The 22,256-nt window shown below is 56.3% G+C and carries 23 protein-coding genes and 1 pseudogene; 9 read left to right on the top strand and 15 right to left on the bottom strand.

Features of this window, described 5'->3' with window-relative positions; all coding sequences use genetic code 11:
- Nucleotides 1-23: 23 nt before the first annotated feature.
- A pseudogene (locus tag PI91_RS11955) lies at nucleotides 24-805 on the bottom strand (MBL fold metallo-hydrolase).
- Between the two features lie 125 nt (nucleotides 806-930).
- Between PI91_RS11955 and PI91_RS25690 the strand changes: the two are divergent.
- Entirely contained in the window at nucleotides 931-1,071 is a 141-nt protein-coding gene (locus PI91_RS25690) for a hypothetical protein (RefSeq protein WP_008500607.1), read from the top strand.
- 45 nt (nucleotides 1,072-1,116) lie between these two features.
- Here the strand turns inward: PI91_RS25690 and PI91_RS11945 are convergent, their stop codons facing one another.
- Complete coding sequence (locus tag PI91_RS11945) at nucleotides 1,117-2,523, bottom strand: DUF1996 domain-containing protein (protein WP_021241120.1); 1,407 nt, start codon at nucleotides 2,521-2,523, stop codon at nucleotides 1,117-1,119.
- A 144-nt stretch (nucleotides 2,524-2,667) separates the two neighbouring features.
- Nucleotides 2,668-2,835, bottom strand: coding sequence for a hypothetical protein (locus tag PI91_RS26150; protein WP_008500610.1), 168 nt, complete (start codon nucleotides 2,833-2,835; stop codon nucleotides 2,668-2,670).
- A gap of 245 nt (nucleotides 2,836-3,080) precedes the next feature.
- Between PI91_RS26150 and PI91_RS11935 the strand changes: the two genes are divergently transcribed.
- From PI91_RS11935 to PI91_RS11920, 4 genes are read left to right on the top strand one after another with little or no spacing between them, the layout of a single operon-like run.
- The gene (locus tag PI91_RS11935) at nucleotides 3,081-3,911 is read left to right on the top strand and encodes an ABC transporter substrate-binding protein (RefSeq protein ID WP_021241119.1); all 831 of its coding nucleotides are present in this window, start codon (nucleotides 3,081-3,083) and stop codon (nucleotides 3,909-3,911) included.
- 1 nt (nucleotide 3,912) lies between these two features.
- On the top strand, nucleotides 3,913-4,728 hold the full coding sequence (locus PI91_RS11930) for an amino acid ABC transporter ATP-binding protein (RefSeq protein WP_023327195.1): 816 nt from the start codon (nucleotides 3,913-3,915) through the stop codon (nucleotides 4,726-4,728).
- A complete protein-coding gene (locus tag PI91_RS11925) occupies nucleotides 4,728-5,504 on the top strand; it encodes an amino acid ABC transporter permease (RefSeq protein ID WP_039266188.1) in 777 nt (258 codons plus the stop codon). Before PI91_RS11930 ends, PI91_RS11925 begins: the two co-directional genes overlap by 1 nt.
- On the top strand, nucleotides 5,488-6,174 hold the full coding sequence (locus PI91_RS11920; protein ID WP_039266187.1) for an amino acid ABC transporter permease: 687 nt from the start codon (nucleotides 5,488-5,490) through the stop codon (nucleotides 6,172-6,174). The genes PI91_RS11925 and PI91_RS11920 overlap by 17 nt, the downstream gene beginning before the upstream one ends.
- Here the strand turns inward: PI91_RS11920 and fumD are convergent.
- The 4 genes from fumD to PI91_RS11900 form a co-directional block, all read right to left on the bottom strand.
- The gene (fumD, locus tag PI91_RS11915) at nucleotides 6,155-6,364 is read right to left on the bottom strand and encodes a fumarate hydratase FumD (RefSeq protein WP_008500615.1); all 210 of its coding nucleotides are present in this window, start codon (nucleotides 6,362-6,364) and stop codon (nucleotides 6,155-6,157) included. The genes PI91_RS11920 and fumD overlap by 20 nt on opposite strands.
- Nucleotides 6,365-6,474: 110 nt before the next feature.
- Nucleotides 6,475-7,287, bottom strand: coding sequence for a MetQ/NlpA family ABC transporter substrate-binding protein (locus tag PI91_RS11910; protein WP_008500616.1), 813 nt, complete (start codon nucleotides 7,285-7,287; stop codon nucleotides 6,475-6,477).
- A 148-nt stretch (nucleotides 7,288-7,435) separates the two neighbouring features.
- On the bottom strand, nucleotides 7,436-8,104 hold the full coding sequence (locus tag PI91_RS11905; protein WP_039266186.1) for a methionine ABC transporter permease: 669 nt from the start codon (nucleotides 8,102-8,104) through the stop codon (nucleotides 7,436-7,438).
- Entirely contained in the window at nucleotides 8,097-9,119 is a 1,023-nt protein-coding gene (locus PI91_RS11900) for a methionine ABC transporter ATP-binding protein (RefSeq protein WP_021241114.1), read from the bottom strand. The genes PI91_RS11905 and PI91_RS11900 overlap by 8 nt, the downstream gene beginning before the upstream one ends.
- Before the next feature lie 400 nt (nucleotides 9,120-9,519).
- On the opposite strand from PI91_RS11900, the gene PI91_RS11895 reads away from it, so the two are divergent.
- The 4 genes from PI91_RS11895 to lpp all read left to right on the top strand — a co-directional run bounded on the left by PI91_RS11895 (nucleotide 9,520) and on the right by lpp (nucleotide 14,383).
- On the top strand, nucleotides 9,520-10,890 hold the full coding sequence (locus tag PI91_RS11895; protein WP_039266185.1) for a cystathionine beta-synthase: 1,371 nt from the start codon (nucleotides 9,520-9,522) through the stop codon (nucleotides 10,888-10,890).
- Between the two features lie 11 nt (nucleotides 10,891-10,901).
- On the top strand, nucleotides 10,902-12,047 hold the full coding sequence (locus PI91_RS11890; RefSeq protein ID WP_023327190.1) for a PLP-dependent aspartate aminotransferase family protein: 1,146 nt from the start codon (nucleotides 10,902-10,904) through the stop codon (nucleotides 12,045-12,047).
- A 377-nt stretch (nucleotides 12,048-12,424) separates the two neighbouring features.
- Nucleotides 12,425-13,837, top strand: coding sequence for a pyruvate kinase PykF (gene pykF / locus PI91_RS11885; protein WP_008500621.1), 1,413 nt, complete (start codon nucleotides 12,425-12,427; stop codon nucleotides 13,835-13,837).
- 309 nt (nucleotides 13,838-14,146) lie between these two features.
- Nucleotides 14,147-14,383, top strand: a complete 237-nt coding sequence (lpp, locus tag PI91_RS11880; RefSeq protein WP_001082307.1) for a murein lipoprotein Lpp — start codon at nucleotides 14,147-14,149, stop codon at nucleotides 14,381-14,383.
- Between the two features lie 60 nt (nucleotides 14,384-14,443).
- Here lpp and PI91_RS11875 read toward each other — a convergent pair whose 3' ends face one another.
- The 8 genes from PI91_RS11875 to PI91_RS11840 form a co-directional block, all read right to left on the bottom strand.
- Nucleotides 14,444-15,457 carry a L,D-transpeptidase family protein gene (locus tag PI91_RS11875; protein ID WP_039266184.1) on the bottom strand — a complete coding sequence of 338 codons (1,014 nt, stop codon included), beginning with the start codon at nucleotides 15,455-15,457 and terminating at the stop codon, nucleotides 14,444-14,446.
- A gap of 97 nt (nucleotides 15,458-15,554) precedes the next feature.
- Nucleotides 15,555-15,971: a cysteine desulfuration protein SufE gene (sufE, locus tag PI91_RS11870; protein WP_008500626.1), complete on the bottom strand. Its 417-nt coding sequence runs from the start codon at nucleotides 15,969-15,971 to the stop codon at nucleotides 15,555-15,557.
- Nucleotides 15,972-15,985: 14 nt separating this feature from the next.
- Nucleotides 15,986-17,206, bottom strand: a complete 1,221-nt coding sequence (gene sufS / locus PI91_RS11865) for a cysteine desulfurase SufS (protein WP_039023840.1) — start codon at nucleotides 17,204-17,206, stop codon at nucleotides 15,986-15,988.
- Complete coding sequence (gene sufD, locus PI91_RS11860) at nucleotides 17,203-18,474, bottom strand: Fe-S cluster assembly protein SufD (protein ID WP_039266183.1); 1,272 nt, start codon at nucleotides 18,472-18,474, stop codon at nucleotides 17,203-17,205. The genes sufS and sufD overlap by 4 nt, the downstream gene beginning before the upstream one ends.
- Nucleotides 18,449-19,195: a Fe-S cluster assembly ATPase SufC gene (gene sufC, locus PI91_RS11855; protein WP_008500629.1), complete on the bottom strand. Its 747-nt coding sequence runs from the start codon at nucleotides 19,193-19,195 to the stop codon at nucleotides 18,449-18,451. Before sufC ends, sufD begins: the two co-directional genes overlap by 26 nt.
- A gap of 9 nt (nucleotides 19,196-19,204) precedes the next feature.
- Nucleotides 19,205-20,695, bottom strand: a complete 1,491-nt coding sequence (sufB, locus tag PI91_RS11850) for a Fe-S cluster assembly protein SufB (RefSeq protein WP_039266182.1) — start codon at nucleotides 20,693-20,695, stop codon at nucleotides 19,205-19,207.
- Between the two features lie 8 nt (nucleotides 20,696-20,703).
- Nucleotides 20,704-21,072 carry a Fe-S cluster assembly scaffold SufA gene (sufA, locus tag PI91_RS11845; protein WP_039266181.1) on the bottom strand — a complete coding sequence of 123 codons (369 nt, stop codon included), beginning with the start codon at nucleotides 21,070-21,072 and terminating at the stop codon, nucleotides 20,704-20,706.
- A gap of 313 nt (nucleotides 21,073-21,385) precedes the next feature.
- Entirely contained in the window at nucleotides 21,386-22,114 is a 729-nt protein-coding gene (locus PI91_RS11840; protein ID WP_039266180.1) for a MerR family transcriptional regulator, read from the bottom strand.
- Nucleotides 22,115-22,256 lie beyond the last annotated feature (142 nt).

Here is a 22,256-nt window from a genome sequence, read left to right as displayed (position 1 = left end):
TCGCAAAGTTTACCCACCGTGCTTCACTTGAGACAAGCAATATATTTCTGGCCCGACCGCTGCACGATGTCATCGGCGTTTGCCGGAATGTTCTGCCCTTCGAACGCGCCGTAAAGACGGGCGAACGATTTTCCCGCCAGGCGCCGGGTCACGTCCTCAACCGTACGGGCAGGCAGCGGAAGCATATTCGGGTAGCTCCACATGAACGACACGGCCTCTTTCCCTGGGGTCACCTGCAAAATGTCTCCCGCCAGTAAAACGCCCTCGCCCTCCTGCCAGTGCAGTACCGTTCCGCCCGCAAAATGCCCGCCGAGACGCAGCAGCGTAACCGACGGTACTATCTCCAGCGCATCGCCATCCCAGAAATAAATCGCCGGGCTGTCGCGCATCACCCACTCGCTATCGCTTATGTGCAGATAGACCGGCGCGTCGAAAGCCGCGGCCCACTCCTGCATCGTGGTGTAATAGTGCGGATGAGAAATCGCAATCGCGCGAAGGCCGCCGAGTGCGGCGATGAGCGTTTGGGTTGCAGGATCAAGGTTGGCGATGCAGTCCCAGAGAATGTTACCGTGGGGGTACGCAGGAGGAGTGCCCGCTGGTTAATGGCAAAAGCGGGTACCGTCTTGATACTGAATAACTGCGGCTCCAGCTGCTGCCATTTGTTGGCGTGTGTCGCCGTTACCGTCGCGTAATCGATCCACGCCTGGCCGCTGGCCGGAACATACTGACGTTCATCCTCGCAAATGGCACATCTCTCCGGCGTTCCCTCATAAGAAGTACCGCAGGTTCTACAGAGTGTAATCATGAGCGCTCCTCAGTGATAAAGCACTGAGTATGGCAGGGATTATCCTTATGTGCTGCGAGGTACATTGCTGGCGTTTTTTACCCTATACTGTGCCAGTATCAAAAACCGAACAGAGCAGGTGCAAGATGGAAATTGATCTCGATAACTTAGTTTTTAACGGTCTGGATGAAGCGGAAGAGCGTAACGCAGAACGTCTGGACGATGCGGATAAAAAAGCGCAGGCGATTATTGCCGACGACGACTGCGGCGACGCCTGCAAGATCTGATAAAAAAGCACCGGAAAACCGGTGCTTTTTTCATTGCGGGTAAGATTACAGCTCAGGCGTCTTTTTAAACCCCGTTAGCATCAGAACCAGGCTTTCTGATGAAGACGCCGGTTCGAACTGGTAATGATTCCCCTGGCGGTCACCGCCGATATACCACGAGATTTCGGTTTTTCCTTCCGCCAGCGCCTTGCGCACGGCTTTGTCCACGTTCACCATCCGGTATTCACGAGAATGGTTCAGATAGAGCACTGCGTCGGAGCGATAGTTACAGGCCGGACGCGAGGCCCATCTTACGGTAGCAGGATCCCAGTCATTGCTGGCCGGATAGAAGAAGATCTGATCGGCACCGTTAGTTTCCACTTTGCCGCCATAAATCCGCACGCGGTATGTAAACTGCGAAGGATCCTGCCCGGCAGGCAGAGGGGGAATGTGGAACTTCACCAGCGACAGCGTTTCGCTGTTTTTCGTGCGCCCCCCGTTCTGCCAGTTATCCTGCACCAGTAAAACCTGCGGTTCGGGCTGGGAGAGGTCTGGCTCCAGGCTGCTGAGCCAGACGTTGGCCTTCGCTCTGGAATAACCATACGGGACGGTGGTGCCACAATCTAACCCGCGGTTCATGCACAGGTCCGTCATAAAGCGCGCGGCGTCTTCCGTCCAGCCGTTCATAAAATCTGCATGCGCCGTATACAGGCTACCCCACCGCTCTTCTCGCTCATCGCCGTGCATGATGGGGTCCATGGAGAGCTGCACTTTGCTGGTATCAAGCGAGCTAATCGTCGGGAGTACGTAAGCAATGTTCATGTTCACGGTGGGAATTTTCACCGGGAAGGTGGACGGGCACTGCCCCTTGACGTCGTAGGTGGCGTTAATCAGACCATGGGCAGGCTTCAGGTTCACTCCATCCCAGCAGTTAGGAAACTGAATGCCGATATTAAACTGCACGGCATCGTTCGCCTTGCGCAAGCCGCAGACCTCACCGGTTTTGGTGGTGTAACCCTTGCCGTTGGCACATAAAAAGGTGATATGTGGATTCGGCGCACTACCGTGATGGTCGCCCGCCAGCAGCGACAGCCCCGCCGGGAAAGGGTGTAGCGGCCAGGCGTCCACGTTCGATGCCTGATAATAGGTTTTTTGATACGCCGGTTTGACGACCGTGCCGTCAGGCAGGCGAAGCGAAGGTGCCCAGTAGGCAGAGCTGTCGGCTTTGTTATCGCAGGTGGTCTTTTCATCCCGGCGCAGGGATTCACGGCTGGAGTCAGCATCCGTTTGCACGTTGCCGAAGAAGTCGTGCAGCATGGCCTCGTTGGGCATGCCGTACATCATAATGGCGTCATCGCCAAGGGTATGGGAATAGCCGCAAACAACATGCGCCTGCGGTGCGGCGTGTGCCGCATGAATTGTGAAAAGTAGCGCAGGGACAGAAAGCGCGCGTGTTAACGTGGTCCGTTTCATCATTTTCTCCATGACTGAAAGGACACATTGGTAACAAAAGCGGGCTAATTAACCGAATGATTCAGCGCGTACTTTTCCGTCTTTTGAGGCTTTACAGACGTCACGCACACCTCATTCCAGTACGTTTCGCGCGTGCGGCGCAGTTCAGCGTGGCGTTTTATCATGGAACCACTCCGGGTCAATGTTGGCAACGTCTACGCCATACAGGCTGGCGACAGGCAGTATCGACTCAAGAACACGTTGCGCGCTGTTCTCCGCATTCGCTGGTCGGGTCGCAAAAAACCGCCGTAACGTGCTGATCCATTTTTTCATCGTTTTACCCTCTCTCGCCGTATCTGCCTTCAGTTAAGCACCCCACTCCCGTGCAGGGGAAATACCAAAATCCACTGTCGATGTGCAGGATCTGCAAATAGCGCCCCGTCCTTTTCACGCTTCATTAACACCTTGTTCACTAATGCTTTTTTGCTCATAGCAAAGAACGATTTCTTATTTGGCGATAGCTTTCCCTTATGGGAGCGTAACGGGGTAAAACAAAAACAACGGGATGGCGTATGACTATGGCAGCAAAAATGAAAGGGTTTAAAAAACGGACGCTGGTTCTGGGCGTAGTGGCAGCCTGGGGCCTGTTTTCAGCGCAGGCGCAGGCCGATCAGCTGGCGGATATCAAGGCAGCAGGGGTGGTGAAAGTCGCCACGTTTGATGCCAACCCGCCGTTTGGCTCGATTGATGCCAAAACGCATGAGATCGTGGGTTACGACGTGGACTTCGCCAAAGCGCTGGCAACATCGCTCGGCGTGAAGCTTGAACTGGTTGCCACCAATCCGGCCAACCGCATTCCGCTGCTGCAGTCCGGCAAAGCCGACCTGATCGTGGCGGATATTACTATCACCCCAGAACGCGCACAGGTCATTGATTTCTCGACGCCTTACTTCGTTACCGGCCAGCAGTTCCTCGTTCCGGCGAAATCTCCGGACAAGCTCGATGACTACAGCCGGGCGCGCATTGGCGCGGTCAAAGGCACGACGGGCGAGCAGGCGCTGCACCAGCGCTTCCCGCAGTCCCGCGTCCTCTCTTATGACGATATTCCGCTGGCGCTGACCGCGCTGCGCAACGGCAACGTACAGGCCATCACTCAGGACAGCACCATTCTGGCCGGTCTGCTGGCGCAGGCGCCGGATAAAGCCAACTTCAAAATCCTGCCCGACCTGCTGAGCAAAGAAGAGATTGGCGTCGGGGTGAAAAAAGGTGAAACGGCGCTGCTGAAAGCCGTCAACGATGAGCTGGTCAATCTCGAGAAGAACGGCCAGGCGGCAAAAATCTACGACGTCTGGTTTGGTCCAGGCACCCCAGCCCCACAGCCTCGCGCCTTTAAAATAGAAGCTAAGTAATATGCTCTCAGGTTTATTTTCACACTCCGCGGCCGGTGCCGCGGATTTTTCACATCTGGAACAGGCCAGCGTCGAGTTTCGCCACGTGGACAAACGCTACGGTGACCATCAGGTTTTAAACGACATTAACCTCACCATCACGCCCGGTGAAGTGGTTGCCATCCTCGGCCCGTCGGGTTCCGGTAAATCCACCCTGATTCGTCTTATCAACCAGCTTGAACCCCTGAGCGGCGGGGAGATCCTGGTCGACAACAAGCCTACCGGCAGGCTCTCCGGTAGCGGGCTGCGCCAGCTGCGAAGCCGCGTGGGGTTTGTGTTTCAGCAGTTCAATCTTTATGCCCACCTCACCGCCAGCCAGAACATCACCCTGGCGCTTGAGCACGTCCACGGCTGGAAGCCGCTCCCCGCTCAGGCGCGCGCGCTGGCCCTGCTGGAGAAAGTCGGGATGCTGGAAAAAGCCCACCATTACCCGGCTGAGCTTTCCGGTGGACAGCAGCAGCGGGTCGCGATTGCCCGCGCCCTGGCCTCGTCACCGCAAATCATTCTCTTTGACGAGCCGACGTCGGCACTCGATCCCGAGATGATTGGTGAAGTGCTGTTTGTGATGAAAGCCCTCGCCCACAGCGGGATCACGATGATCGTGGTGACCCATGAGATGCAGTTTGCCCGGGAAATTGCCGACCGGATTGTCTTTATCGACGGCGGGCAAATTCTGGAAACCGCGCCGCCGGCACAGTTTTTCAGCCAGCCAGCGCATCCGCGCGCGCAGCGGTTCCTGCAAAAGGTGCTGGACCCGCTGCATCAGGAGCATCTGTAATGCCCGCGCTCGACTGGCAGGGAGTACTGACCGGACAGCCTCTGCAGTGGATACTTTCCGGATTTCTCACCACCCTGTGGGTGACGCTGGCGGGGATCGCGCTGGCCAGCCTGCTCGCACTGCTCTTTATGCTCCTGCGCCTGTCCGGTGGACGCGTCGGGAAAGCGATCGTCAGCGGCTGGGTATCGATGTTTCGCAATACCCCGCTGCTGGTGCAGCTGCTGTTCTGGTATTTTGCCGCCTGGAACGGGCTGCCGCAGGCGTTTCGCGACGCGGTCAACGCCGATCACAGCTGGTCCATTCTGCCCGGCGACGTCTGGTGGTTTACGCCCGAATTTTTATGCTCTGCCTGGGGGCTGGGCGTTTTTACCTCGGCGTTTTTGATCGAAGAAGTGGAAGCCGGGTTGCGTTCTGTGCCAGTCGGGCAACGGGAGGCGGCGCTGGCCCAGGGATTCTCAGTATGGCGCGTGTTTCGCTACATCCTGCTGCCGCAGGGACTGGCTAACGCCTGGCAGCCCGTTGTGGGCCAGTATCTCAACCTGATGAAGCTCTCCTCGCTCGCCAGCGGGATTGGCTTCGCCGAGCTCACCTATCAGGTCAGGCAGATTGAAAGCTATAACGCGCACGCGCTGGAGGCATTTACCCTCGGTACCGCACTCTATCTCCTGACCGGTCTGGTCATGGGAATGGTGCTGGTTCGCCTTGGGCCGCAGGCGAAACGTAAACGTCCGATCGTCGTCACCGCAGGGAGTGAAAAACATGATTGCCGGACTTAATGTCATCACCGATAACCTCGATTATCTGCTGTGGGGACGCGCGGCAGCCGGTGAACCGGGGGGCGTGTTGCTCTCGCTGATGATGGCGACTGGAGCAGCCGTTATCGCCCTGCCCGCGGGGATTGCGCTCGCGTGCCTGGCCTGGCGCTTTACCGGGCTCGTGCGCAAAGCCCTCTTTTTATGGGCAGAGCTGATTCGCGGGATCCCGCTCATCTTCGTGATTTTCTGGATGTGGTATCTCCTGCCGCTCATCACCGGGGGCGATCTGCCGGGAGCGCTGACCGTCACGCTGGCGCTGGCCTGGTTTACTGCGGCCACCGTGATGCACTCGGTGCTGGCCGGGCTGAGCGCGCTGCCGACCGGGCAGTACGAAGCCGCGCTGTCACAGGGATTCAGCACGCAGCAAACCCTGTGGCGCGTGCTGCTGCCGCAGGCGCTGGGGAATATTTTGCCGTCGCTGGTGGGGATTTTTATCAGCCTGCTGAAGGATACGTCGCTGGCGTTTATCGTGAACGTCCCGGAGCTGACCACGGTGGCGGGACAGGTCAACAACCGGGTGCAAATCTACCCGGCGGCCATTTTTATCTTTACGGGCGTGGTCTATTACCTGCTCTGCTGCTCGCTTGAGCAGATTGCGAAGCGCTGGCGCCTTACCCGGCCAGCGCTTTAACCACCGTTTCCATCGCTTCGGTTGTCAATTCACTGCGTTTCACGCGCTGGTTCGCCAGCGCGGTACGCAGAACACCGGCAATGACAATATGCTTTGGCTCCTGCCCTAAATCACGCATCTCAAGCACCACCTTTCCGACCACCCGGCACATCTCCTGGTACAGCGCTTCATCTTTGGTCACGTTACCCATCGTCATCACTCCATTGCCTGTTAAACGTTGAGCTTAAATGATTATCCTGCCGGATACAAAAAAGAAGCCCGGCGAGAGACTCACCGGGCTTCATCTGTAAAATCAGTCAATTAGTTGTTTACTGGAATGACCGCGCCTTTGTACTTGGTGCGGATCCAGTCCTGAATCTCTTTCGAGTGCAGCACGTTCACCAGCGCGACGATATCTTTCTTCTTCTCGTCACCGCGATGCACGGTAATGATGTTAGCGTACGGGTTGTTTTCACCGCTCTCAACCGCAATCGGGTCATGAACCGGATCCAGACCCGCGTCAATCGCGTAGTTGGCGTTAATCACCACCGCGTCGCCTTCGTTGTTGTTGTACATCTGCGGCAGCAGAGACGCTTCAACGTTAGGCGTGAACTTCAGCTTTTTCGGGTTCTCGACGATGTCGCTGATGCGCGCGGTGACTTTATCGATGCCCGGCTTCAGCTTGATCACGCCCTCTTTCTCGAAGATGGAGAGAATACGGCCCTCTTCCGAAACCGCGTCACGCATGATGATCTTGCCACCTTCCGGCAGGTCTTTCAGCGACTTGTATTTTTTGGAGTAGATGCCGATTGGCTCAATGTGGATCGCGCCCGCACTGACAAAATCGTAGTCTTTATCGCCCGCATGATCTTTCAGCACGCTGTTCAGGTAAGGAATGTGCTGGAAATAGTTCGCGTCGATGTCATGACCCGCCAGCGCGGTGTTCGGCAGAATGTAGTCCTGGAACGGTTTAATCTCCAGGTCGATACCCTGCTTCGCCAGAATCGGCTTTGCCTGCTCCAGAATTTCCGCATGCGGCGTGTTGGATGCCCCCACGGTCAGGGTGTCGGCCCAGGAGGCGAAGCTCAGGGCGCTCAGGGTTGCAGCGGCGATCAGTGTCAGTGTCTTTTTCATGATGTGGTTCCTGTGTGTTGTTGTTACCCTAAATAGTTCGAGTCACAGGAAGGCGGCAAGTGAGTGAATCCCCAGGAGCTTACATACAGTAAGTGACTGGGGTGAACGAATGCAGCCAACGCGCCTGAGGCTCGAAATATGACGGGTATTAGCGTTTATCTAACAGTGAAGTAATGACATCGCCGCAGAACTGGATAATGAAAACGATGATCAGAATGGTCACCGTTGCCACCAGCGTGACGTCACCATGGTTGCGCTGGAATCCTTCCAGATAAGCCAGATTTCCCAAACCACCGGCGCCAATCACCCCCGCCATCGCGCTGTAGCTCACCAGCGCAATCAGCGTCACCGTAATACCCGAGACCAGTGCGGGTGATGATTCCGGCAGTAAAACCCGAAACACGAGCGTGCTCAGTCGTGCGCCCATCGAGCGTGTGGCTTCGATGACGCCTTTATCCACTTCACGCAGGGCGATCTCCACCAGGCGTGCGTAGAACGGTGCGGCACCCACAATCAGGGCCGGCAGCGCCGCGTTGGCGCCAAGAATGGTGCCGACAACGGTCTTGGTGAACGGGATCAGCAGCACAATCAAAATGATGAACGGAATCGAGCGGAACACGTTCACCACAATCGAAATGACGCTATATACCGTGCGGTTGTGGAACAGTCCGCCGCGCGCGGTTAAAAACAGCGCCAGGCCCAGCACGATGCCCAGGACGAAAGTTGCCACGCCGGACAGCGCAGTCATGTACAGCGTCTCCAGCGTCGCCGCCCAGAGCTGATCCCACTTGAGATGCGGAAAGAAATTCTCAGCCATGTTTAATCACCTCGCCTTCAATATCGCTGTGCTGCAGGTCGGCGAGGATATTGTTCAGTTGTTCATCAGATGCCACGACGTGCACCCAGAGCTGACCAAACACGCCGTGAGCGGTTTGGGTCATTTTTCCGTGCAGAATGTTAAACGGCAGGCCGTAGCGCAGCGTGAGCTCACCCACAATCGGTTTATGCGTGCTGTGCCCGGTAAAGGTCAGCCTGATCACCGTCCCTTCCAGATCGTTTGCCAGTTCGGTATTGAAGGTTTCTTCTTCAGCGTACTGGCTCACCTGACGGACAAACTGCTGCGTAATCGGCTGCTGCGGATGGGTAAAGACGCTCAGCACGTCTCCCTCTTCAACCACCTTACCGTTCTCCATCACCGCCACGCGGTCGCAGATTTTGCGCACCACGTGCATCTCGTGCGTGATCAGCACGATGGTCAGCCTGAAACGACGGTTAATATCCAGCAGCAGATCGAGGATCTGATCGGTGGTCTGCGGGTCAAGCGCGGAGGTGGCTTCATCGCAGAGCAGCACATCCGGGCGATTAGCCAGCGCACGCGCAATGCCCACGCGCTGCTTTTGCCCACCGCTCAGCTGTGATGGATAGGCATGCTCGCGACCTTTCAGGCCAACGAGTTCAATAAGCTCGGCCACGCGGGCCTTAATGTCGGCTTTCGGTACGCCGGCAATTTGCATCGAGAACGCAATATTCTCGCTGACCGTGCGCGACCACAGCAGGTTGAAGTGCTGAAACACCATGCTGATCTTCAGACGCGCCTGGCGCAGGGCTTCACCTTTTGCGGCAGAAATGTTCTGCCCGTTGATGGTTACGCTGCCGCTGCTCGGTTTTTCCAGACCATTCAGCAAGCGAATAAGCGTACTTTTACCTGCGCCGCTGTAACCGATGATCCCGTATATCTGTCCCTGTGCTATCGTCAAATTGACATTATCAACGGCCGTGAGCGCCACCTTTCCGTTATCAAAAACCTTCGAAATATTGCTGAGAACTATCATTCTTATTCGTTATCCGTGCCGCCCGCGGCGGTTTAGCAGTATGGATGTCCAAACGATAGTAAACAGGCGTTATCAGCTTTTAAATGAACAAAAAAGAATGTGTTATAACTTTGGGGAATAAATAGCGGATTTACCGGGTGGGAAGCATTTAGATGAATTTCAGCAATGATTATCTGCCTGATGTATATCTGCTGGCTGACACCCTGCAAAAACGCTCATTTTTGCAGCATTTTATGCGGATATAGCCATCCTCACATCCAGACAACTTTACGTCTTGCTGTCCTGACATCCAAAAACATCATTTATATTCCTTTCTGTTCTAAAAGGCAGTGAATGGTTCTTTCTTGAGAAAATTTCACCGCCCTATCATCCCGTCATGACATCCAGAAAGGAAAACATCATGACGATTTATCACTCCGTCACCGAACTGATTGGTCGTACCCCGCTGATCCAGCTGCATAAGCTTGATACCGGGCCCTGCTCGCTGTTCCTGAAGCTGGAAAACCAAAATCCGGGCGGGTCGATTAAGGATCGCGTTGCGCTGTCGATGATTAACGAAGCGGAACGTACCGGCCAGCTGCAGCCAGGCGGCACGATTATCGAGGCCACGGCGGGCAATACCGGTCTCGGCCTGGCCCTGATCGCCGCCCAGAAAGGCTACTCGCTGATCCTGGTGGTGCCGGACAAAATGAGCCGCGAGAAGATTTTCCACCTGCGCGCGCTGGGTGCCCAAGTGGTGCTGACCCGCTCCGACGTCAACAAGGGCCATCCTGCCTATTACCAGGATTACGCCCAGCGTCTGGCGAACGAACTGCCCGGCGCGTTTTACATCGACCAGTTCAACAACGAAGCCAACCCGTTGGCGCACCGCACCACCACGGCGCCTGAGCTGTATGAACAGCTTGACGGCAAAATCGACGCCATCGTGGTGGGCGTCGGCTCAGGCGGCACGCTGGGCGGCCTGCAGGCGTGGTTCGCCGAGCACTCTCCGCACACGGAATTTGTCCTGGCTGACCCGGCCGGATCCGTTCTCGCCGACCAGGTGGAAACCGGACGCTACCACGACGCGGGCTCCTGGCTGGTTGAGGGAATTGGCGAAGACTTTATTCCTCCGCTGGCCCACATTGAAGGGGTGAATCGCGCCTGGCGCATCACCGACCGCGAAGCCTTCACCACCGCGCGCGAGCTGCTGAAAACGGAGGGCATTCTGGCGGGCTCCTCCAGCGGTACGCTGCTGGCGGCCGCGCTGAAGTATTGCCAGGCGCAAACCACGCCGAAGCGGGTGGTGACCTTCGCCTGCGACAGCGGCAATAAATATCTCTCGAAGATGTTCAACGACGACTGGATGCGACAGCAGGGGCTCATCACGCGTCCTCAGGCCGGCGATCTCTCCGACTACATCGCCCTGCGCCACGACGAAGGTGCCACCGTCACCGCGGCCCCGGACGACACGCTTTCCACCGTCCTGGCGCGCATGCGTCTGTATGACATCTCCCAGCTGCCGGTGCTGGAGAACGGCAAGGTGGTGGGCATTATCGACGAGTGGGATCTCCTGCGGCATATCGGCGGCGACGGCGATCGCTTCGCGCTGCCGGTGACGGCAGCCATGACGCGTCAGGTCGAGTTCCTTGACAAGCACGCGCCGGAAAGCGCCCTGCACGCCATCTTCGACCGCGGCCTTGTGGCCGTCATTAATGACAACGACCGTTTTCTCGGTCTGATTACGCGCAGCGACGTTCTGACCGCCTGGCGCAACCGTCTACAGCAATAAAGGAATCAATGATGAAAAATTTGGCCACCCTCAGCGTCCACAGCGGCGAATTTAACGACCAGCACGGCGCCGTTATGCCGCCAATTTATGCCACCTCGACGTTTGCGCAACCCGCGCCCGGGGAGCATACCGGCTATGAGTACTCCCGCAGCGGCAACCCTACCCGCCATGCGCTGGAAACGGCGATTGCCGAACTGGAAGGCGGCACGCGGGGCTACGCTTTTGCCTCCGGTCTGGCGGCCATCTCCACGGTGCTCGAACTGCTGGATAAAGACAGCCATATTGTCGCCATTGATGACGTTTACGGCGGGACGTACCGCCTGATTGAAAACGTGCGCAAGCGCAGCACCGGGCTACAGGTCAGCTGGATCAAACCGGACGACCTGGCCGGGCTCGAGGCCGCCATTCGCCCGGAAACGCGTATGGTCTGGGTCGAAACGCCAACCAACCCGCTGCTGAAGCTGGCCGATCTGGCGGCCATCGCGGCGATCGCCCGTCGTCATAACGTCATCAGCGTGGCGGATAACACCTTCGCGTCGCCGGTGATCCACCGTCCGCTGGAGTCCGGGTTCGATATCGTGGTGCACTCGGCCACTAAATACCTTAACGGCCACTCTGACGTGGTGGCCGGGCTGGCGGTGGTGGGCGATAACAAGGCGCTGGCGGACAAGCTCGGCTATCTGCAGAACGCGGTGGGCGGCGTTCTGGATCCGTTCAGCAGCTTCCTGACGCTGCGCGGTATTCGCACGCTCGCGCTGAGGGTCGAAAAGCACAGCACCAACGCGCTGGCGATTGCGCAATGGCTGGAGCAGCATCCGCTGGTCGAAAACGTGTACTATCCAGGGCTGGAATCGCATCCGCAGTACCAGCTTGCCCGCACGCAGATGGCGCTGCCCGGTGGCATGATTTCCGTCGTGGTAAAAGGCGATGCGCAACGCGCCACCGAGGTGATTCGCAACCTGAAGTTGTTCACCCTTGCGGAAAGCCTGGGCGGCGTGGAAAGTCTGGTGAGCCAGCCTTACAGCATGACCCACGCCTCAATTCCGCTTGAGCAACGTCTGGCGAACGGCATTGTGCCGCAGCTGATCCGCCTGTCGGTGGGGATTGAAGATCCAAAAGACCTGATTGCCGACCTCAGCCAGGCGCTGCAAAAATAAGCAAAGTGCGGCAGGTCCCTCACCTGCCGCGATAAGTTGTCATCATGGCTTAACGCCTTGATAACAATATTATGTGAAACAGCACAGATTATTTCTGAAACACCGTTTCCATTTTCCTTTTATCTTAAAATCAGCGTATAATGCGCGCCTAATCCCTGGTGAATGGTTTCAGCGCTTGGAATACAAAAAACTACGTACAACTTCTCCTCTCCTTCGTTGGGCTGTCACTCAGGCACACTTTCTTCTGCACGCTCATTTGATGTCTCCTATCCTTAGTGCGTGTCATATACTCTTTTGCAACACAGGTTTGACTCCGCGGCGGTGCGCCCCCGGAGCGAGATTTCCATATCCTTCCCAACTTAAAGACTAAGACTGTCATGAAAAAGACGAAAATTGTTTGTACTATCGGCCCGAAAACCGAATCTGAAGAGATGCTGAGCAAAATGTTGGACGCCGGCATGAACGTGATGCGTCTGAACTTCTCCCACGGCGACTACGCTGAGCACGGCCAGCGCATCCAGAACTTGCGCAACGTGATGAGCAAGACCGGTAAAAAAGCGGCCATCCTGCTGGATACCAAAGGTCCAGAAATCCGTACCATCAAGCTGGAAGGCGGTAACGACGTCTCTCTGAAAGCGGGCCAGACCTTCACCTTCACCACCGACAAATCCGTTATCGGCAACAGCGAAATCGTTGCAGTGACCTACGAAGGCTTCACCAGCGATCTGTCCGTTGGTAACACCGTGCTGGTCGACGATGGCCTGATCGGTATGGAAGTCACCGCTATCGAAGGCAACAAAGTTATCTGTAAAGTGCTGAACAACGGCGACCTGGGCGAAAACAAAGGAGTTAACCTGCCGGGCGTCTCCATCGCGCTGCCAGCCCTGGCTGAAAAAGACAAACAGGACCTGATCTTCGGCTGCGAGCAAGGCGTTGACTTCGTCGCGGCCTCCTTCATCCGTAAGCGTTCCGACGTGGTTGAAATCCGTGAGCACCTGAAAGCACACGGCGGCGAGAAGATCCAGATCATCTCCAAAATCGAAAACCAGGAAGGCCTGAACAACTTCGACGAAATCCTCGAAGCGTCTGACGGCATCATGGTTGCACGTGGTGACCTGGGCGTTGAAATCCCGGTTGAAGAAGTGATCTTCGCGCAGAAGATGATGATCGAGAAGTGTGTGCGCGCGCGTAAAGTGGTTATCACCGCCACGCAGATGCTGGACTCCATGATCAAAAACCCACGCCCAACCCGCGCTGAAGCTGGCGACGTGGCAAACGCCATCCTCGACGGTACTGATGCGGTTATGCTGTCCGGCGAATCCGCGAAAGGTAAATACCCGCTGGAAGCGGTCGGCATCATGGCGACCATCTGTGAACGTACTGACCGCGTGATGACCAGCCGTCTGGACTTCAATAACGACAGCCGCAAGCTGCGTATCACCGAAGCAGTATGCCGCGGTGCAGTAGAAACTGCTGAGAAACTGGAAGCACCACTGATTGTGGTTGCTACTCAGGGCGGTAAATCTGCGCGCGCCGTGCGTAAATACTTCCCGGATGCGACCATCCTGGCCCTGACCACCAACGAAACCACCGCTCGTCAGCTGGTGCTGAGCAAAGGCGTCGTTGCGCACCTGGTTAAAGAGATCGCCTCTACTGACGATTTCTACATTCAGGGTAAAGCACTGGCTCTGGAAAGCGGTCTGGCACAGAAAGGCGACGTTGTGGTCATGGTTTCTGGCGCCCTGGTACCAAGCGGCACCACCAATACCGCATCTGTTCACGTGCTGTAATAATTCCCGAACGAATTAATTTGGATAAAAAGCGCCCATTGGGCGCTTTTTTTATTCCCGGCATTAGCCAAACGCATTCAAAATGCAAATCGGGTTTTTCTATTTAATTGCGAATTATCTAAGATGAATCCGATGATAAATGCCTTTTTTTCCTTAGATTTTTGCCCGAAAAGGGCTGATTCGGTGCTTCTTTGAGCGAACGATCAAAAATAGGTGTATTCCCATCAAAAAAATATTCTCAACCCAAAAAACTTTGTGTAATACTTGTAACGCTACATGGAGATTAACTCAATCTAGAGGGTATTAATAATGAATCGTACTAAACTGGTACTGGGCGCGGTAATCCTGGGTTCTACTCTGCTGGCTGGTTGCTCCAGCAACGCTAAAATCGATCAGCTGTCTTCTGACGTTCAGACTCTGAACGCTAAAGTTGACCAGCTGAGCAACGACGTGAACGCAATGCGTTCCGACGTTCAGGCTGCTAAAGACGACGCAGCTCGCGCTAACCAGCGTCTGGACAACCAGGCTACTAAATACCGTAAGTAATAGTACCTGTTAATAAAATGGCGCACATTGTGCGCCATTTTTTTTGCCTGCGTCAAACGCCTACTGCGTCACCCTCTCCCCTTCATTTTCCGCCACCGCAGCAGACACCCGGCTGTTCTGCACCGACAACACGCTATTGCTGGCTGACGGGCCGCTACCGGACGACACGATAACCGGGATCCCGGCACGACGTGACAGCGCTTTATCAATCAGCGCCTTATCGCTTCCTGCCTGAGAAACAAAGGCCGCAAAGTCGGCAGAATGGGTAATGGGCGAGACCTGCGGATTTTCCCCTTCTACCTGCGCCAGCGGACGGTGGACCTCAATATAGCGTTTACCATCCGGCTCCACGGAAAACTTCACGGGTTCATTAATAATCTGCACCCGCGTGCCCACTCGCACCTGTTCGAACAGCGCCTTAATGTCCGGGGCGTTCATCCGCATACAGCCAGAGCTGACACGCAGGCCAACGCTGTCCGGCGCGCTGGTACCGTGGATAAGATATTCCCCATTCCCCACGCCTAAACGCAGCGCGAAGCGTCCTAGCGGGTTATTTGGCCCGGCAGGGACCACCGGAGGCAGTTTAATGCCCTGCTCCAGAGAGCGTGCTCTGATACCCGGCGTGGGCGTCCAGGTAGGATTCGGGATCTTCTGGCTCACCCGCGTGGTCGTCACCGGCGTTTCCAGCCCCAGTTGCCCAATACCCAGAGGATAAACCTGAACAATATTTTGCCCCGGCGGGAAGTAGTAGAGCCGAAGCTCAGCAAGATTCACCACAATCCCCTCGCGGGGCGTATCCGGCAACAGCATTTGCGACGGAATGGTAATCACGGTGCCCGGCGCAGGGTTTACCGGCGCAATGGTATTGTTGGTTTCCAGGAGCACCTGCGCCGCCGTATTAAACCGGCGGGCGATGGTCTGCAGCTTATTATCCCCTTCCTGTATCGTGTAGGTTTGATTTTGCCCAATCAGACGACTGCCTGCGGGCGGCAACGGATAGTCCATCGCGCGGGCCGAATGAAGGGCTCCGAGCGAACTGAGGAGTAATAGAGTAATGAGAGACGCGCGCTTCATGCTGAGATTCCTTATTCACTGACAGAACGCCAGAAAGCTGAAAAACCAGCGAGGCGGGAACCACCTCGCGAAACAGAATGAATGCAGTTCTATAAGTCTAGCTAAGGATTGCAGCTTTGGCGCGGATGGCGCGAATCATCGCTTCCAGTCCCTGAGAGCGGGACGGGGTGAGGTGTTGGGTTAAGGCCATTTTTTCAAACCACGGACGAACATCGAACGCGACGATATCCTGCGCAGACATCTGCTGGTAAAGGCTAAAGACGACCGCAATAAGCCCTTTTACAATGGCGGCATCGCTGTCGCCGCGCAATTCGATCGTGCCGTCATCCGACTGCGCCATCACAATCCACACCTGGCTCTGGCAGCCCTGAATACTGTTCTCCGGGCTGTGCGCCTCTTCACCGAGCGGCGGCAAACGCTGTCCCAGCTCGATGATATAGAGATACTTCTCTTCCCAGTTTGCGCAACGCGAGAAGTTGCGCAGTAATTTATCTTTGTCCGGCAGCTCTGCCATCTTTCGCCTCTCCGTTAGCCCAGCAGCTGATGAATGCGCTTCAGCCCCGCCACCAGCCTGTCGACCTCTTCCGTCGTGTTGTACATCACCAGCGATGCGCGGCACATTGCCGGTACCTGGTAAAACGCCATCAGCGGCATGGCGCAGTGGTGCCCGGTGCGGACCGCCACGCCGTAGTTATCGAGGAAGCTGCCCACGTCATAGGCGTGGTGTTTCCCAAGATTAAACGCGATTACCCCTTGCCGATCGGCAGGCCCGTAGAGGGTCAAATCCGGCACGCTGGCAAGCTCTGCAAGCGCGTAGTGCATCAGCAGCTGTTCATACTCCTGAATGGCATCAAGACCGATGGCAGAGACGTAAGAGACCGCCGCCCCCAGCCCGATAATGCCCCCGGTGTTGGGCGTGCCCGCCTCAAAACGCCACGGGGCGCGCGCGTAGGTTGTGCCTTCCGTCAGGCTAACGGTGGCGATCATCGACCCGCCCCCTTCCCACGGCGGCATCGCCTGCAGGATCTCTTCTTTCACATACAGCACGCCAATCCCGGTCGGCCCGTAGAGCTTGTGGCCTGAAAAGACGTAGAAATCACACTCCAGCGCCTGGACGTCAACCGCGTGGTGCATCACCGCCTGCGCGCCGTCAATCAGGACCTTTGCGCCCGCCTGATGGGCCTTCTCGACGATCTCTGCCACCGGGTTTTCTGTCCCCAGCACGTTGGAGACCTGGGTAACCGCCACCAGCCGCGTGCGGTCGTCCAGCAAGAGGTCAAGCTGCTCAAGCTGAAGCGTCCCGTCAGCGTTTAGCGGGATCACCCGCAGCTGCGCCCCTACGCGCTCGCAGAGCATCTGCCACGGCACGATATTGGCGTGGTGCTCCATCTGGGTGATGATGATGTTATCCCCCGCGTGGACCTGCGCGTTGCCCCAGCTGTTAGCGACAAGGTTGATCCCTTCGGTGGTCCCGCGAACAAAGACCAGTTCTTCCGGCGAGCGGGCGTTAAGGAAGGCAGCAAGCTGCGTGCGCACGTTTTCCATCCGCTGGGTCGCCTCGGCGCTCAGGGTATGGATACCACGATGCACGGCGGCATAGCCGTGGCGATAGAACTCGGCTTCGGCATCCACCACCTGATTCGGCTTCTGCGCGCTGGCCGCGCTGTCCAGGTAGGCCAGCGGCAGACCGTTTACTTCACGGGTCAGAACCGGGAAATCTGCCCGTACTTTTTCGACGGGAAAACTCATGCTTCGCCTCCAGGCAGGCGCTGACCGATCCGATCCAGCACCTGCAGTTTTAACTGACCATCGTGCAGCGCTTCCGTCAGTTCGGCGGCAAACGCGTAGATAATCATTTTCTGCGCCGCCTGCTGGTCGATGCCGCGAGAGCGCAGGTAGAACATCTGCTCGTCGTCGATCCTTCCGACCGTGGCGCCATGGCTGCATTTCACGTCGTCGGCATAGATCTCCAGCTGCGGTTTGGTGTCCACCTCCGCCAGGCGGCCCAGGAGCAGGTTATTATTGGTCATCTGCCCGTCGGTTTTAATGGCGTGCTGCGCCACGTTAATCAGGCCGTTAAACACCGCGCGCCCTTTGTCACTGACGATGGTTTTGTGCAGCTGGCGGCTGTTGCAGTAGCCCTTGTTGTGCTCAAGCCAGGTGCGCGTATCGCACACTTCTGATTTAACCGGCATCGCCAGGCTGTTGATGCGCAGCGTGGTGTTTTCACCGTTGAGCTGGGTGCTGGTGTTGTGGCGCAGCACCGCCCCGCCGAGCAGGAAGCTGTGGCTGAAAGCTGCGGCATCCTGAGCCAGCACAATATCGTTATGGGCAAAGTGGTGACTCTGCCCATTCTCAAACGCCAGCTTGATGTGGTGAAGTCGTGCATTAGCGGCGACATTCATCGTCAGACGCGATCCGGTAAAGTGCCTGACCTCGTTAAGGCTGACGTAATGTTCGATTACCGTGGCCTCGGCCCCCTCCGCCAGTTCAAGATGATGGCGATAGTGAGCGGTATTGATTTCGTCACCGTCGAGCCCCTGGGTGATATGCAGCAGTAACAGCGGTTTTGCCGGGCGCTGGTTACGCTTAACGTGGATATGCGTCACGCTCTGCGCCAGGCTCTCGGTAAGATGCAGAAACACCTCCGGCTGCACGGGAGCCGCCAGGCTCTGGCGTTCATCATCGAGGGTAATCGTATAACCGCTCTCTTCAGTACTGTCGCTCAGCTCAGGACGGAACTGCCCGTCAACAAACACCAGACGCAGGGCATCAACGTTCAGCGCCAGCACATCACACTGGGCCGGGCTGATATCCGCCAGCCGCGAAACAAATTCGCCGTTCAGCAGGCCATCAAGCGGGGTGTATTTCCAGTTCTCATGCTTACGCGTCGGCAGGCCGAGGCGCAGCATCTGCTGCAGATGCTGCTGCGCCTGCTCGGAGCGCGTATTACCCTGCGCCTCAAACAGCCGGTGCCACTGCTGGAGCGCATTACTGCTGTTCGGTAAGCCAGCCATAACCCTGCTCCTCCAGTTGTTTAACCAGCGTGAAATCACCGGATTTCACAATGCGTCCCTGGTAAAGCACATGGACGTAATCCGGCTTGATGTAGTCCAGAATGCGCTGGTAGTGGGTGACGATAATAAACGAGCGCTTGCCGTCGCGCAGGGCGTTCACCCCGTCGGCGACAATCTTCAGGGCGTCAATATCCAGACCGGAGTCGGTCTCATCCAGAATGCACAGCTCGGGCTCCAGCACCGCCATCTGCAGAATGTCGTTACGCTTTTTCTCGCCGCCGGAAAAACCGACGTTCACCGAGCGGGTGAGCAAATCTTCCGGCATTTTCAGCAGCTTGATTTTCTCTTCCATTAAATCCTGGAAGTCGAAGCGGTCGAGCGCCTCCAGCCCCCGGTATTTCCGCACCGCGTTGAGCGCGGTTTGCAGGAAGAACTGGTTGCTGACGCCGGGGATTTCTACCGGATACTGGAAGGCCATAAAGATGCCCTCGCCCGCGCGGTCTTCCGGCGACATCTCCAGCAGATCTTTGCCGTTAAATTCGACCGAGCCGTGGGTCACCTCATAATCTTCGCGTCCCGCCAGCGTCGCAGAAAGCGTACTTTTCCCGGAACCGTTCGGCCCCATGATGGCGTGGACTTCGCCCGGCTTGACGTCAAAATTGAGGCCACGCAGGATGGCTTTATCTTCTACGCTGACCTGTAAATCTTTAATGCTTAACATGTGCTTTCCTTAACCGACGCTGTGTTCAAGACTAATGGCGAGGAGTTTCTGGGCTTCAACGGCAAATTCCAGCGGCAGTTCAGAGAACACGTCCTTACAGAAGCCGTTGACAATCATCGAGATGGCATCCTCTTCGCTGATCCCGCGCTGCAGGCAGTAGAAGAGCTGATCTTCACCAATCCGTGACGTGGTCGCCTCGTGCTCCAGCTGGGCCGTGTTATTACGGCATTCGACGTATGGGAAGGTATGCGCCCCGCAGTCAGCGCCAATCAGCATCGAGTCACACTGGGTGAAGTTTCGCGCATTGGTCGCCGTCGGCATGATTTTCACCAGCCCGCGATAGCTGTTCTGGCTGTGTCCGGCGGAGATACCTTTCGAGATAATGGTCGATCTGGTGTTTTTACCAATGTGGATCATCTTGGTGCCGGTATCCGCCTGCTGATGGCCGCTGGTAAGCGCCACCGAGTAGAACTCGCCGATGGAGTTATCCCCGCGCAGGATGCAGCTCGGGTATTTCCAGGTGATGGCCGAGCCGGTTTCAGACTGGGTCCACGACATTTTGCTGTTTTCCCCTTCGCACAGCGCACGCTTGGTGACGAAGTTCAGGATGCCGCCGGTATTGCCGTCGCCCGGGAACCAGTTTTGCACCGTCGAGTATTTCACCTCGGCGTCTTTATGGATGATGACCTCCACCACCGCCGCGTGCAGCTGATAGCTGTCGCGCACAGGTGCGGAACACCCTTCGATGTAGCTGACGTAGCTGCCTTCATCCGCGACCAGAATGGTACGTTCAAACTGGCCGGTTTTTTCGGCATTAATGCGGAAATAGGTGGAAAGCTCCATCGGACAGCGCACGCCTTTCGGCACGTAAATAAAGGTGCCGTCCGAGGCTACCGCTGCGTTAAGCGCCGCAAAGAAGTTGTCGTTAGAGGGCACCACGGTTCCGATGTACTTTTTCACCAGTTCAGGATGATCGTGAATCGCTTCGCCGAAGGAGCAGAAAATGATCCCCTGCTCTGCCAGCTTCTCGCGGTAGGTGGTGGCCACCGAGACCGAGTCAAAGATAGCGTCCACCGCCACCTCTTTCCCTTCGCGCACCGGTACGCCCAGTTGGTTAAAGGCTTCTTCCACCTCTTTGCTGAGGAAACTGTTCTCCGCGCCGGTTTGCTGCACCGCGCCGGGCTGCGAGGCGCAGGTGTCATCGCAGCTGCCGCAGGAGGGCGCGGAGTAGTAGCTGTAGTCCTGATAATTAAGCTTATCGTAGCGGGCTTTCAGCCAGTGCGGCTCTTCCATCTCCAGCCAGGCGCGGTAGGCGCTCAGGCGAAACTCCAGCATCCACTCGGGCTCGTTACGTTTCGCCGAGATCGCCCGCACGACATCCTCGTTGATGCCTTTTGCCAGCTCATCGGTCTGCAGCTGGGTGAAGAACCCCTCTTTATAGTTGAGGTGCCCGCCGCTCCAGGTATTTACTTCACTCGTTGCTTCAGTATTACGCGACATAGTTCCGCCTATACCCCAAAGCTTTCGCCGCAGCCGCATTCGTTCTGGGCTTTCGGGTTATGAAATTTGAATAACTGGTTTAAGCCTTCGCGGACGTAGTCCACTTCGGTGCCGTCGATAAAGGGCATGGCCTGCAGCGCGACGTACAGTTTTGCGCCGTCGGTCTCGAACACCAGGTCATCTTTCTTGGGTTCGGTGACGGTATCAAGCACGTAACCGAAACCTGCGCAGCCGGTCTGTTTGACACCTAAACGCACGCCGAGGATCTCGGGCTTTTTCGCCACCAGCTCGTGAATATGTGCCGCCGCCGCTGGCGTGAGCGTTAACCCGCGCCAGGCGAAATCGGCAGGATTAAAGGTTTCTGAATGCAGTTCCATAGGTCCACCTCATCTGATAAGCCATCAGGGCATAACACCATGTTAGTGATAACGATTATCACTTCAACCCTCTGTCAGCAGGGGCATTCGGCTAAACCGCCCTTTTTGCCTACTTTTATTAAGCATAGACCCTGTGGCAGGATGCAGGCAGGATGGATTTAATTGTTCAATACATTGATTAATAATGCATTTCGTTGTGGCATTTGGGCAGGAGAGGAGAAACGTAAAATATGCATTGGAAATGCCTATTTTTGAGATAGCTTTTGCATGGAAAGTGACAAAAATAAAAAAAGGCCCTCAAGGCCTCTTACACTTAATGATGAAATGAGACAGCAAACCCCTGTTCACGCCAGTGGTCGAGCTGTTCCTGCTGTCGAGGCGTTGGCGATTTCCCCGTCCAGACGAAGATTTTCTGCCCCGGGAAAAGCTCGGGACGCGGCGAATCAATCGGTTCTGCCAGGACATCAATGTGCCAACCCTTCTGCGATAAGCGCGCGGCTTCAAGCCACAGATGGGTGCGGTCATCACACTCCCAGCCAATCAGGAGCGCATCTTTACCGGCTTTTTTGCGAGACTCCGCCAGGCTTGCGATCGCGAATTCGATCAGGACCCCGTCAAACAGGCTCGCCATGTGACGCACGGTATTTTGGTCCTGGTTCATCCGCTGACGGACGGGAGAAATAATATTGTCAATCAGGGCATCTATCGGGTGATCGCGGCGGAACTCACCGACTTTGGCGCGCAGCTTTGCCGGGCTGGCATAGCGCAGAACGGTCATCATCTCTTCCTGGAACGAGACCCAGTTACCCTGAGTCAAAACTTCCTTGTTTTCCAGCAAGGCTTTTACTTTCCCGACCGAAACGCCGCTCTTCATCAGGCGTTTGATCTCTTCGATACGCAGGATATCTTCATCGTCAAACTGACGATGACCCCCTTCGCTGCGCTGCGGCTTCAACAATCCATAACGGCGCTGCCAGGCACGCAGCGTAACGGGGTTGATACCGCATCGTTCGGCCACTTCGCCGATACTGTAATAGGCCATTAACTCCCTCACGCTCAGAACTTCCATACCTAACTGCACCAACCTTATCAGATTGTACACACCATTTGTATAACTAAGACCGCATTTTGAACGGGTGAATGGCTTACGACGCCATTCACCTGTTAATACATTGTTGTATAAA

This window comes from Enterobacter sp. FB (assembly GCF_000805795.1).
Taxonomy (GTDB): domain Bacteria; phylum Pseudomonadota; class Gammaproteobacteria; order Enterobacterales; family Enterobacteriaceae; genus Enterobacter; species Enterobacter roggenkampii.
The sequence above is the reverse complement of the archived record's forward strand: the minus strand, read 5'-3'. Positions and strand labels throughout refer to the sequence as shown.